We start from the raw sequence: 12,381 nt of genomic DNA, 5'->3' as shown, positions 1-12,381 counted from the left end.
GTGTCCCAGCTTCGCTGCGGCTTGCCAAGGGCGCCGGCTCAGACCGTGACGACGGGCACGGCCAGGACCTGGCTGAGCCCGGTCAGTCGCTGGGCCAGCTCCTCGCGCAGCTCGGCCGGCGTGGTCCACACCTCCACCGGCAGGCGGTCCAGGCTGAGGATCTGCGCCAGCATCATGCCGCGGCTTTCCGCACCCATCCGCAACAGACAATGGTCTGCTCCGTCAGCCTCGAGCACACCGCACCAGGGCGGAATGCGGCCGGCCAGCTCCGCTTCACTGCCGGCCAGGCGCAGGATGGCCTGCAGCGCGAACGGCGCTTGGCTGACCGCCTGGCGCACCATCACATCCGGTGGCGCCGGAGTGCGCCGATGCAGGCCAGGCTCTGGCAGCGAACGCACTGCGCCCATCCGGTCCACGCGCAGCGTGCGCCAGTCCTGCCGCCCCAGGTCCCAGGCCAGCAGATACCAGCGCCGTCCGTAGTTGACCAGGTGCTGGGCCTCGACTTCGCGTTGCGTCACCGCGTCCTGCGCGCTGCGGTATTCGAAGGCCAGCCGCGCGGCCTGCCGGCAATGCTGGGCCAGTCGCCCGAGCAGGCGCGCGTCGGTGGACGGCAGGTCGGACAGGGTTGCGGTAGCGGCATGTACTTCGCCGGCCTGCTGGCGGCGACGCGCGGGCACCAGCGGGTCGAGCTTGGACAGCAGGCCGCGTGCGGTGTCGTCGATGCCGGACACCGTGGCCGACGCCGCGCGCAGGGCAATCGCCAGTGTGGTGGCCTCCTCCTCATCCAGCAGCATCGGCAGCACCGGCGCACCGGCGCCCAGCCGGTAGCCGCCACCTACACCGGCCGAGGCCTGTACCGGATACCCCAGCTCACGCAGGCGCTCGACATCGCGACGGATGCTGCGCCGGTCCACGCCCATGCGCTCGGCCAGCTCGGCACCGGACCAGTGGCGGCGGGCCTGCAGCAGTGAGATCAGGCGAAGCAGGCGATGGGCGGTATAGCGCATGAGAGATCGCGGACAGAAGTCGTCCGCAATTGTGCCCCAGCATGGGCCCCACTTCATCACCACCTGCAAGGAGCAATGCCATGACGTCACGCCAGATCACCCTCTACCACGCCGCCCGTTCACGCTCGAGCGGCGCGGTGGCCCTGCTTGAAGCACTGGGCGCCGATTACCGCATGCAGGTGCTGGACCTGAAGGCTGGCGCCAACCTGGCCCCGGCCTACCTGGCGATCAATCCGATGGGCAAGGTGCCGGCCATCGTGCACAACGGCGCCCTGGTGACCGAGCAGGTGGCGATCTACCTGTACCTGGCCGACCTGTACCCGGAGGCCGGGCTGGCGCCGCCGATCGGTGACGCCCTGCGCGGCCCCTATCTGCGCTGGATGGCCTTTTATGGCGCCTGCTTCGAGCCGGCAATGATCGACAAGGCCATGCACCGCGAACCGCCGCCGCATGCGATGTCGCCCTACAACGATGCCGACACGGTGCTGCAGGTGATCGAAGCACAGCTGGCGCAGGGGCCGTACCTGCTCGGCGAGGTGATGAGTGCAGCCGACGTGCTGTGGGGCAATGCATTGGCCTGGACCACTGCGTTCGGTCTGGTGCAGCCGGCACCGGCGACGGCCGCCTACATCGAACGGATGAGCGCACTGACCGCGTTTGATCGTTCGCGGCAGATCGATGCGGAACTGATCGCGGCGTAACCGGGGTTGCGGTAGATCCACGCCGTGCGTGGATGAACCAGTCCGCCGCGCCTACCGGACGGAATGCAGCCAGGCATGGCCTGGCTCTACTGAGAATCCCGCCGCGCGTGTGCTCGGCGCTTCAGGGGCAAGGCGGGCGGTACGGGATGCGGGTAGAATCGCCTCCTTTCCCGCCACCCGAATGGATTAAGCGCCATGACCGGGACGCCAGACGTCTTTCCGCCCGCCGCCCAGGGCGGCACTCCGCTCGTTGCCCTGCCCTCTGGTCCGCGCAAGCCCGACCAGGTGAAAGGCAAGCTGTACATCAAGACCCACGGTTGCCAGATGAATGAGTACGACTCGGCCAAGATGGCCGACGTGCTCGCCGCCAGCGATGGCCTGGAACTGACCGACCGCCCGGAAGACGCCGACGTCATCCTGGTCAACACCTGCTCGATCCGCGAAAAGGCGCAGGAAAAGGTGTTCAGCCAGCTGGGCGTCTGGAAGAGCCTGAAGAACCAGGGCCGCGAGGTCATCATCGGCGTCGGCGGCTGCGTCGCGTCGCAGGAAGGCGAGGCGATCATCAAGCGTGCGCCGTTCGTCGACCTGGTGTTCGGCCCGCAGACACTGCATCGCCTGCCGGAGCTGATCCGCGCCCGTCGCGAACAGCAGCGCCCGCAGGTGGACATCAGCTTCCCGGAAATCGAGAAGTTCGATCGCATGCCCGAACCGCGTGCCGATGGCGCGTCGGCGTTCGTGTCGATCATGGAAGGCTGCTCCAAGTACTGCTCGTTCTGCGTGGTGCCCTACACGCGCGGTACCGAAGTCAGCCGCCCGTTCGAGGACGTGGTGGTGGAAGTGGCGCAGCTCGCTGCGCAGGGCGTGCGCGAAATCAACCTGCTCGGCCAGAACGTCAACGCCTACCGCGGTCCCTATGGCGACAGCGAGTTCGCCGACCTCGGCCTGCTGATCCGCACCATCGCCGAGATCGATGGTGTCGGTCGCATCCGCTTCACCACCTCGCACCCGTTGGAGTTCAGCGATTCGCTGATCGATGCGTTCCGCGATGTACCGCAGTTGGCCAACTTCCTGCACCTGCCGGTGCAGGCGGGCAGCGACCGCGTGCTGTCGGCGATGAAGCGTGGCTACACCGCACTGGAATTCAAGTCGAAGATCCGCAAGCTGCGTGCGGTACGCCCGGACATCTCGATCAGTTCGGACTTCATCGTCGGTTTCCCCGGCGAGACCGATGCGGATTTCGAGAAGACCATGAAACTGATCGAGGACATCGGCTTCGACCACAGCTTCTCCTTCATCTATTCGCGTCGCCCGGGCACCCCGGCCGCGGACCTGGAAGACACGATCAGCGATGCGGAAAAGCATGCACGCCTGTCGCGCCTGCAGGAACGCATCAACGCGCACGCCGCAAGCATCTCCGAAAAGATGGTCGGCAGCGTACAGACCGTGCTGGTGGAAGGACCTTCACGCAAGAACCCGAACGAACTGACCGGCAAGACCGAGAACATGCGTTCGGTGAACTTCCCGGCGCACCCGCGCCTGATCGGCCAGTTCGTGGACGTGGTGATCACTGAAGCGTTGACCAATTCGCTGCGCGGCCGCGTGGTGGCGGCGGACTGAGCGCCAGGGTCGGATCCCCGCGGGGGCTCCGACCTGTTGCACCGATCAATGGGGTCAGAGCCCCTGCGGGGATCCGACCCCGGTCCCTTCAATCCAGCCGCTTGCGGAAGCGCAGGATGGCCAGGGTCATCATCGCCACGATGAACACCAGCAGTGCCAGTGCGTCCGGCCACAGCTCCCACAGCGAGGCCCCGCGCAGCATGATGCCGCGCACCAGGCGCAGGAAATGGGTGAGCGGCAGTACTTCCGCCAGCCACTGCACTGGCCTGGGCATGCCGGCGAACGGGAACATGAAACCTGACAACAGGATCGACGGCAGGAACAGGAACAGGGTCATCTGCATGGCCTGGAACTGCGACCGCGCGCGCGTGGAAATCAACAGGCCCAGCGCCAGATTGGCCAGCACCAGCAGCACCGCGGCCAGATAGACATCAACCAGGCTGCCGCGAATCGGAACCTCGAACAACCAGGTTCCCAGCAGCAGTACCAGCGTGGTCTGCAGTAGACCGATCGCCGCATAGGGCAACACCTTGCCGACCATCAGTTCGCTGCGCGATACCGGCGTGGCGATCAGCAGTTCCATGTTGCCGCGCTCGCGTTCGCGCACCACCGCCACTGCGGTGAACATCACCAGGGTCATGGTCAGGATCACTCCGATCAGGCCGGGCACGATGTTCACCGCTGAGCGCCGTTGCGGGTTGTAGAAACTGATGACGCTTACCTGCCCGCTGGCGATGCTGCCTTCGCGCAGCGGCCGTGTGTTGCTGGACGGGCGCGTGTCCAGCGGTACCTGTGCAAGCTGGATCGCCGCACTCTGCACCACTGTGTCGCTGCCGTCGACCAGCACCTGCACTGCTTCGCGGCCTTCGTAGCGGCGTCGTTCGAAGTCGGCGGGAATGACGATGCCCACGCTGATCCGGCCCCGTCGCAACGCCTCCATCAGCTGATCGGGCGTATAGGCCTGCGCGCGCGGCGTGATCACGCCGGTGGCGACCATGTCCTGCACCAGCGCGCGCGAAGCCGCACTATTGGCCTGATCGGCGATACCGGCATCCAGATGCCGCAGGTTGAGGTTGATCGCATAGCCGAACAGCAGCAACTGCATCACCGGGATGCCGACGATCATCGCCAGGGTGATGCGGTCACGGCGCAGTTGCCGCAGTTCCTTGAGCATGATCGCCCATAGCCGTCGCATGCTCATGCAGCAGGCTCCCGACCACGGCCACGGGTGGCGGCAACGAATACGTCTTCCAGGTTGGGCGCCACCGGTTCGATCCTGGCCTGTCGATCAGCGGCGGCAAGTGCCTGCGCCAGCACGCTGGTATCGGCCGCGTCCTCGCCGCACAGCACGCGCAGTTCGGTGCCGATCTGGGCCACGCTGAGCACACCCGGCAACGCCGCCAGCGCGCGGCTGGCCTGCCGGGGCTGCGAGGCGGTGACTTTCAGCGTACGACCCTGCAGCTGCGCGCACAGCTCGGCCGGCGTGCCATCGGCCACCAGGGCACCGCGATCGAGGATCGCCAGCCGGTGGCAGCGTTCGGCCTCGTCCATGTAGTGGGTGGACACCAGCACCGTAGTGCCGGCATCGGCGAGTTCGAACAGCGCCTCCCAGAAATCGCGCCGCGACTCAGGATCGACCGCACTGGTGGGCTCATCCAGGAACAGCAGTTCCGGCGCATGGATCACCGCACCGGCCAGCGCCAGCCGCTGCTTCTGCCCGCCGCTGAGGGTGCCTGCCAACTGCACCTGGCGGTCCTGCAGGCGGTACTGCTGCAGCAGCGCATCGACCCGCTGCCGCGCCTGCACCCGCGGTAGGTCCTGGATGGCAGCCAGGAATTCCAGGTTCTCCCGCACCGACAGGTCTTCGTACAACGAAAAGCGCTGGGTCATGTAGCCGATGCGACGGCGCAACGCTTCGGCCTGCACCGGGATCTCCAGGCCCAGCACTTCGATCTCGCCCGCGCTCGGTTCAAGCAGTCCGCACAGCATGCGGATGGTGGTCGACTTGCCCGAGCCGTTCGGGCCGAGGAAGCCGTATACCTGGCCACGCGGCACCTGCAGGTCGACGTTGTCCACCGCCAGCAGATCGCCGAAGCGGCGGCTCAGGCCCCGCGCGCGCACGGCGATGTCATCGACCGGATTCAGAAACGCACCTGCACCGGCAGCCCCGCGGGCAGAGCCTGCGTGTCCGCACTGTCATCAATCTCGATCTCAGCCAGGTAACTCAGCCGCGAGACGTCATCACCGGTCAACGCGTAGTACGGCGTAAAGGAAGGCTCGCTGCGGATCGACCGCACATGCCCCTTCAACACGGTGTTCGCGCCATCCAGCTGCACCTGCGCTCCCTGCCCCACCTTCACCTGCAGGCGCAATGGCTGGGACAGGTACACGCGCGCATACGGGCGTTCGCCCACCAGCATCACCACCAACGGCGCACCGATCGGTGCCTGGTCGCCCTGCCGGTACGGCAACGCATCGACCACGCCATCGCGCGGCGCGCGCAACTGCAGCTTCTGCAGGTTGACGGCCTGCACTACCTGCTGTGCCTGCGTTGCCCGGGAGGTGGCCTGGCCCTGGGCAATGTCCTCACGACGGTTGCCGCGCTGCAGCTCCAGCCACGCCTGTTCGGCAGCGCGCACGCTGGCCACGGCGTTGTCGGCGGCCGCGCGGGCCCGGTCCAGGTCGGCGGCAGCGACCAGCCGCTGACGGGCCAGCGGTTGCACCCGGCGGTAGTACGCGGTGGCTTCCGCCGCCTGCGCGCGCAGCGCCGTAAGCTGTGCCTGCGCCTGGGCGATCTGCTCCGGACGCGGGCCCACCTGCAGTTCTTCAAGCTGTGCCTGCACGCGGGCGGTTTCGGCCTGCGCGGCGTCGAACTGGGCGGCGCCACGGGCAGGGTCCAGGCGCATCAGCAGCGCGCCGGCCTTGACCGCCTGCCCCTCGCGCACGTCGACGGCACTGATCACTTCCGCCGCCGGTGCGGGAATGCTGATCCGGTCCCACTCGAGCGTACCCAGTGCCGCCGGCGGTGCTTCGCCGCAGCCCGCCAGCAGGCAGCTGCCCAGCAGCCCCATCCTGCGCATCCACGTGCCCACGGCCATGCGCCACCTCCTCCGATGGCGCCACGGTGCCATGCTCCCTGTGCACCCGCAATGATCCAGAACAGGGCTGGTCAATAATTGATCAGCCGCCGGCAACGCCACTGCCGCAAGGCTCGCTGCCACCTATCCACAGGTTCACGGCAACACCGTCCACACCGCATGTGGAGAACCCTGCTGGCACTGGCACAATTTTCACCACCGCATCATCTTCCTTGTGGCACAAGCGCTGCAAAGGACTATCCACAGGTTTCTTCGGCGCCGGTCCACACCCGGTGTGGAGAACTGTCGTCCTGCCGCCTCGCGCGTTACCCTTGTCGTCCCTGACTCCATCGCGGTGGACGGCGACCCCGCCCCACCCCAAGCAATGAAAAGCATCGAGCATCGAGACTTCACCCTGTCGCCGGAAGACAACGCGCAGCTGGCCAACCTGTGCGGTCCGTTCGACGGCCACCTTCGCCAGATCGAACTGAAGCTTGGCGTGGAAATCGCCAACCGTGGCTTCGTGTTCCGCATCAGCGGGCCGACCGAGGCCAGCGCCGAGGCACAGAAGCTGATCGAGGCGCTGTATGACGAAGCCGCCGAGACCACCTTCGACAGCCACGGCATCCACCTGCGCCTGAACGCGGCAAACATCGAACAGATCGCCGACCGCTCCTACGAAGCGCAGGACGTGGCGATCAAGGTCAAGCGCGGTACCGTGCGCGGGCGTGGTTCCAACCAGAGCCGCTACCTGCACCAGATCGTCAGCCACGACATCAACTTCGGCATCGGCCCGGCCGGTACCGGCAAGACCTTCCTGGCCGTGGCCAGCGCGGTGGAAGCACTGAACGAATCGCGCGTGCAGCGCCTGATCCTGGTGCGTCCGGCGGTCGAAGCCGGCGAGAAGCTGGGCTTCCTGCCCGGCGACCTGAGCCAGAAGGTCGACCCGTACCTGCGACCACTGTACGACGCCCTGTATGAGATGCTGGGTGTGGAAAAGGTGCTCAAGCTGCTGGAAAAGAACGTCATCGAGATCGCGCCGCTGGCCTATATGCGCGGCCGCACGCTGAACGATGCGTTCGTGATCCTGGACGAAGCGCAGAACACCACCATCGAACAGATGAAGATGTTCCTGACCCGCCTGGGCTTCGGCTCCACTGCGGTGGTCACCGGTGACCTGACCCAGACCGACCTGCCCAAGCACGTGAAATCCGGCCTGCGTGATGCGATCGACGTGCTGCGCGACGTGGACGGTGTCAGCTTCACCTTCTTCGAAGCCCGCGACGTGGTCCGCCACCCGCTGGTGGCGCGCATCGTCAGTGCCTACGACCGCCGCGACCTGCATGAGATCCAACCTGGAGCGACTCCATGACCCGTGGTCCCGTACGACTGGATGTCGCCGTCAACTATGCCCTGCCCCGTGCCGGCCTGCCCTCGGCCGTCAGCTTCCGCAAGTGGGTGGCGGCGGCGCTGAAGGGCCGGATCCGCGAGGCGGACCTGGCCATCCGCGTGGTCGACAGCAAGGAAGGGCAGTCGTTGAACCGGCACTACCGGGGCAAGGACTACGCCACCAACGTGCTGAGCTTCCCGGCCGACGTGCCGGAGGGCCTGCCCAAGGGCGTCAAGTTCCCGCTGCTGGGCGACCTGGTGATCTGCGCACCGGTGGTGGCGCGTGAAGCCGAGGAGCAGGGCAAAGTGCTCAACGCCCACTACGCGCACCTGACCGTGCACGGCGTGCTGCACCTGCTCGGCTGGGACCACGAGGACGACAAGGAAGCCGAGGCGATGGAACAGCTGGAGCGCGAGATCCTGGCCGAGCTCGGCATCGACGATCCCTACGCCGGCGAGCGCTGAGCCTCGCACGGCGCTATCCTGCGCCTGCAACCTCCCCGGAGACATGGATGATGATGGGCGACATGGGGCCACTGCTGGCCGGAAGTGCGATCTTCTCCCTGCTGCTGGTCGTGGCCGCCAACGTGGTGCACCGCGTCAGCACCCGCCATCCCGATGGCCGGCACTGGCTGCTGCGTACGCTGGCCCTGCTGTCCCCGACCAGCCTGCTGGCAGGCGTAGCCGTGGGCATGGTCGGGCCGCACCTGCTGGGTGGCCATGGGCCGGTGAGCAGCACCTCGACGCTGTGGATGACCTCGATGGTGCTGATCCTGATCGGCGCGTTCTCCGCACCGGTAAGCTGGCGCGTGGTCCTGCAGCAACGCCTGGGCCGCGCAAGCGGCAGCCTGCCGTTCTTCCATGCAACGCGCGCGCAGCTGTGCGCGCTGTTCGTGCTCGCTGCCGTGTATATGGGCGCTGCCCACCACGCCAGTGCAGACCTGTCGCCTTGGCTGCTGCAACCGGGTGCACTGCAGCTTGCGGTCCGCGCCGTGCTGCAACTGGTCCACATCGCCCTCCTCTCGGCGATGCTCGCCCTGCCGGTGATGGCGTTCCGTGCCGTGGCCAACCGTTCGGTACGACGTGTGCGGGCGCTGCTGCACCGGACATCGCAGGGCTGACACCGCCCTTTGCAACGGATCATGCCGCCCCGGGAGCGCCAATGACATTGATGCCCGCACTGTTGCTTGCCGCGCTGCTGCAGTCCGGGGCAGGCCTGATGTCCGATCCTGACCAGCCCTCACCGTTCCCCGCGAGCGACAGTGAGGCCGACATCGCCGCAAAGGTCGCCGAGCTGCGGGCGTTCTTTGGCAGCAGCGAACAGGACACCCGCCAGGCCGTCGCCACCGCCCAGCAACGGGCGCTGATCGAGCGCCTGGAAGTCCGGCACGCGCCACGGCTGGCGGGCGCCTGGGTGGAAAACGATCCGGGCTGGCACATCGTGGTGCGATTGACCGGTGATGCACCGGTGGCAGATGAAGTACATGGCGGCGCGGACGGCCCGCAGTACGTGCACTTCCGCACCGGTGCCGCGTTGACCGAGGCGGAGATGCGGCGACGCATGCAGGTCCAGCGTGACTGGTTGCTGGCCCAGCTGCCGTACATCACGGGCTACGGCCTGGACGTGCGGACCGGCGAGCTGTACGTGCAGCTCGATGACGATGCCCCAAACCGCGCGGCGGCATCGGTGGTGGGTGCACACCTGGAAGCCCGGCTCGGCTTCCCGGTCAGGTTCGAATAGCTGCCGGCCGCGCCCCGGCGCTGACCGGCCCCGGCCACGATGGGTCGCAGGCCGCGACGGGCGCCGTTACCATGCACAGCCTTGCCGCCGCCGATCGGATGTTGTCGCGATGTCACCGCTGCGTTTCCTGCCCATGCTGCTTGTCGTCGCCCCGGCCGTCTCCGCCGCGCCGCTGGACTTGCCTGCACTGATCGAGTGCCGCCAGGGCGTGGCCGAGCATGCCGCGCTGGCACCCCTGCTGGCCGATCCGCTGAAGGCTGTGTCCAACGGCCTGCAGCCGCTGCCGCAGGGCAACCAGTTCATGAGCGAGTACCGGCTGGCCAGTCCGATCACCGTGTTCGGCCAGCAGACCGAGCGCGTAGCCGTGGCCGGCGCCAGCATCATGGCCGTGCTCGACCAGGCCGACCCGCGGCCGCTTGCCACGCAGCTGGCGCTGGAGACCGGCTACGACCAGGACGGCAAGTTCATGGCCGGGCGCGAGCTGGTCAGCCGCGATCTGACCGACCCGAAGACCGGCGAGGCGCAGATCGAGTCGATCATCCTCAGCGTATCCACCGTCGCCACCCACCCGGGCAAGACCCTGGCCGGCTGCACCTACAGCCTGGACCTGCCGGCCGAGGACGAGAGCCCGGCCGCCGCCGCCCCGGCTGGCGAGGGTCACTGACAGGCCCCCACATCCTGCTAGACTGGAGCCATCGCCCGGCCTGCCGGGTGCCTTTTTTCCAGAGATGTCAGAAGACGACAGTAGTAGCTCCTCCGTGGAGCACAGTGAAAAGAAGCGCGGCTGGCTTGAACGCCTGACGTCCGCTTTTTCCGGCGAACCCCACACCCGCGACGAGCTGGTCGCTGTCCTGCACACCGCGCAGGAAGAAGGGTTGATCGCCGCCGATACCCTGAAGATGATGGAAGGTGCCATTTCGGTAGCCGAGCTGACCGTGGGCGACGTGATGATCTCGCGTTCGCAGATGGTCTCGCTGCCGGTGGAGGCGCCCTTCCTGGAGCTGATGAAGCAGGTGGTCGAGTCCGGCCATTCGCGCTTCCCGGTGCATGGCGAGAACAAGGACGACATCCTCGGCGTGCTGCTGGCCAAGGACCTGCTGCGCGGCGTGGTTGCCGACAATGGTCCGGGCAACGTACGTGAACTGCTGCGCCCGGCGGTGCTGATTCCGGAAGCGAAGAAGCTCAACGTGCTGTTGAAGGAGTTCCGCCTGTCGCGCAACCACATGGCGATCGTGGTGGACGAGTACGGCGGTGTCGCCGGCCTGGTCACCATCGAAGACGTGCTGGAGCAGATCGTCGGCGACATCGACGACGAACACGACGAGGCCGAGGATTTCTCGGCGCAGATCGCCATCCAGGCCGATGGCCAGTACGTGGTGGATGCGCTCACGCCGATCGGCGATTTCAATGAGCGCTTCGGTGCCACCTTCTCCGATGAGGACTACGACACCATCGGCGGCCTGGTGACCGAAGCCGTCGGCCATCTGCCGGAAGTCGGCGATGAACTGGCGTTGGATCGCTTCATGTTCCGTGTGGCCCGCGCCGATGCGCGCCGGGTCCAGGCTTTCCATGTAACGGTGCTGGCACCGGACGCGCAGGACGACGCTTGAAACACCGTGGCCTGATCCTGACCCTGTGGCTGGCGTTGTGCCTGCTGGCCACTGCCCTGCCACTGGCTGCGTTCGCGCAGGCAGCGGCGCCGACCGTTTCGACGACCACCGATGCCCCTGCCCCGCGTGTCGGCGTGGTCACCATGCAGCCGGGCACCGTGTTCTTCGAGCGCTTCGGCCACGATGCCATCGTCGTGCTGGACCCGGTGAGCGGCGAGGCGATCTCGTACAACTTCGGCTACTTCGATCCGTCCGAACAGGATTTCATCGGCCGCTTCGTACGTGGCGACATGATGTATTACCTGGTGGCCCTGCCACTGCAGCAGGACCTGTCGTACTACGACGAGACCGGCCGCGGTGCCAGCGTACAGTGGCTGGATATCACCCCTGAGCAGGCACGCTCGCTGGCCGCCGACCTGGCCGAACGGGCCAAGCCGGAAAACGCGCGCTACCACTACGATTACTACACCGCCAACTGCGCGACGATGGTGCGCGACACGCTGGACAAGGCACTGGGCGGCGGGTTGCATTCACAGCTGTCGGGCCGCTCACGCGGCAACACCTATCGCAGCGAGTCGGTTCGCCTGGCGTCGCCGGCCCCGTGGATGTGGCTGGGCTTCGATATCGGCCTGGGCCCGTTTGCCGACCAGCCGCTGTCGCGCTGGCAGGAAGCCTTCGTGCCGATGCGCCTGGCCGATGCCCTGCGGCAAGCCCGCAACAGCGACGGCCGCCCGCTGGTGCAGTCCGAGCAGGAACTGCTGCCGCACCGCATCGACCCCGAGCCGAAGGAGTTCGCGCGCCGCTGGTGGCCGTGGCTGCTGTGCGGCCTGGTGATTGCGGCGGGCGTGCTGGCGCTGCGCAACCGTCCGCGCCTGCTGGCTGGCCTGGCCTTGCCGCTGTGGCTGCTGTGCACGATCGCCGGTGGCCTGCTGGTATTCCTGTGGGGCTTCAGCACGCACTACGCCGCCTGGGCCAACCGCAACCTGCTGCTGCTTTCGCCGCTGTGCCTGCTGTTGCTGCCGGGGGCGATCAGCCTGCTGCGGCGGCGCGTGCCCGGCCGCATGTTCAGGATCGTACTGTGGCTGGTGGCGGTACAGGCCGTGGCCGCCCTGGTGCTGCATTGGCTGAGCCTGCAGGCGCAGTACAACGTGCAGTGGATCGTGCTGCTGCTGCCGGTCCACGCAGCGCTGGCCTGGGTGCTGGGGCACCGTCCTCACTTGTCGGAAACGCAGCACTGAC

Annotated in this window: 13 protein-coding genes; 9 read left to right on the top strand and 4 right to left on the bottom strand. The window is 67.2% G+C overall.

The features are described 5' to 3' along the window. Window positions 1–38: 38 nt before the first annotated feature. Window positions 39–1,007 carry a helix-turn-helix transcriptional regulator gene (locus tag ACEF39_RS07295; RefSeq protein WP_500287472.1) on the bottom strand — a complete coding sequence of 323 codons (969 nt, stop codon included), beginning with the start codon at window positions 1,005–1,007 and terminating at the stop codon, window positions 39–41. A gap of 80 nt (window positions 1,008–1,087) precedes the next feature. Between ACEF39_RS07295 and ACEF39_RS07290 the strand changes: the two genes are divergently transcribed. Both ACEF39_RS07290 and miaB read left to right on the top strand, forming a co-directional pair. Next, window positions 1,088–1,708: a glutathione S-transferase family protein gene (locus ACEF39_RS07290; protein WP_500287471.1), complete on the top strand. Its 621-nt coding sequence runs from the start codon at window positions 1,088–1,090 to the stop codon at window positions 1,706–1,708. Between the two features lie 195 nt (window positions 1,709–1,903). After that, window positions 1,904–3,325, top strand: coding sequence for a tRNA (N6-isopentenyl adenosine(37)-C2)-methylthiotransferase MiaB (gene miaB / locus ACEF39_RS07285; RefSeq protein ID WP_500287470.1), 1,422 nt, complete (start codon window positions 1,904–1,906; stop codon window positions 3,323–3,325). A gap of 88 nt (window positions 3,326–3,413) precedes the next feature. Here miaB and ACEF39_RS07280 read toward each other — a convergent pair whose 3' ends face one another. The 3 genes from ACEF39_RS07280 to ACEF39_RS07270 are packed head-to-tail and all read right to left on the bottom strand — an operon-like array spanning window position 3,414 to window position 6,423. Further along, window positions 3,414–4,526: an ABC transporter permease gene (locus ACEF39_RS07280; RefSeq protein ID WP_500287469.1), complete on the bottom strand. Its 1,113-nt coding sequence runs from the start codon at window positions 4,524–4,526 to the stop codon at window positions 3,414–3,416. Continuing rightward, complete coding sequence (locus ACEF39_RS07275) at window positions 4,523–5,446, bottom strand: ABC transporter ATP-binding protein (RefSeq protein WP_500287468.1); 924 nt, start codon at window positions 5,444–5,446, stop codon at window positions 4,523–4,525. The genes ACEF39_RS07280 and ACEF39_RS07275 overlap by 4 nt, the downstream gene beginning before the upstream one ends. 20 nt (window positions 5,447–5,466) lie before the next feature. Next, complete coding sequence (locus tag ACEF39_RS07270; protein WP_500287467.1) at window positions 5,467–6,423, bottom strand: HlyD family secretion protein; 957 nt, start codon at window positions 6,421–6,423, stop codon at window positions 5,467–5,469. A 364-nt stretch (window positions 6,424–6,787) separates the two neighbouring features. On the opposite strand from ACEF39_RS07270, the gene ACEF39_RS07265 reads away from it, so the two are divergent. The 7 genes from ACEF39_RS07265 (at window position 6,788) to ACEF39_RS07235 (ending at window position 12,380) form a co-directional block, all read left to right on the top strand. After that, entirely contained in the window at window positions 6,788–7,774 is a 987-nt protein-coding gene (locus ACEF39_RS07265; protein WP_500287466.1) for a PhoH family protein, read from the top strand. Beyond that, window positions 7,771–8,256 carry an rRNA maturation RNase YbeY gene (gene ybeY / locus ACEF39_RS07260; RefSeq protein WP_033830754.1) on the top strand — a complete coding sequence of 162 codons (486 nt, stop codon included), beginning with the start codon at window positions 7,771–7,773 and terminating at the stop codon, window positions 8,254–8,256. The genes ACEF39_RS07265 and ybeY overlap by 4 nt, the downstream gene beginning before the upstream one ends. A gap of 47 nt (window positions 8,257–8,303) precedes the next feature. Next, window positions 8,304–8,912: a hypothetical protein gene (locus ACEF39_RS07255; RefSeq protein WP_500287465.1), complete on the top strand. Its 609-nt coding sequence runs from the start codon at window positions 8,304–8,306 to the stop codon at window positions 8,910–8,912. Between the two features lie 41 nt (window positions 8,913–8,953). Further along, window positions 8,954–9,532, top strand: coding sequence for a hypothetical protein (locus ACEF39_RS07250; RefSeq protein ID WP_500287464.1), 579 nt, complete (start codon window positions 8,954–8,956; stop codon window positions 9,530–9,532). 109 nt (window positions 9,533–9,641) lie between these two features. Next, window positions 9,642–10,196 (top strand): hypothetical protein, encoded by a 555-nt coding sequence (locus tag ACEF39_RS07245; RefSeq protein ID WP_500287463.1) that lies wholly within the window; start codon window positions 9,642–9,644, stop codon window positions 10,194–10,196. A gap of 64 nt (window positions 10,197–10,260) precedes the next feature. Further along, the gene (locus ACEF39_RS07240) at window positions 10,261–11,142 is read left to right on the top strand and encodes a CorC family transporter (protein WP_089239987.1); all 882 of its coding nucleotides are present in this window, start codon (window positions 10,261–10,263) and stop codon (window positions 11,140–11,142) included. Further along, a complete protein-coding gene (locus ACEF39_RS07235; protein ID WP_500287462.1) occupies window positions 11,139–12,380 on the top strand; it encodes a lipoprotein N-acyltransferase Lnb domain-containing protein in 1,242 nt (413 codons plus the stop codon). Before ACEF39_RS07240 ends, ACEF39_RS07235 begins: the two co-directional genes overlap by 4 nt. Window position 12,381 lies beyond the last annotated feature (1 nt).

This window comes from Stenotrophomonas indicatrix (genome assembly GCA_041545745.1).
In the GTDB taxonomy this organism is placed as follows: domain Bacteria; phylum Pseudomonadota; class Gammaproteobacteria; order Xanthomonadales; family Xanthomonadaceae; genus Stenotrophomonas; species Stenotrophomonas indicatrix_A.
The sequence above is the reverse complement of the archived record's forward strand: the minus strand, read 5'-3'. Positions and strand labels throughout refer to the sequence as shown.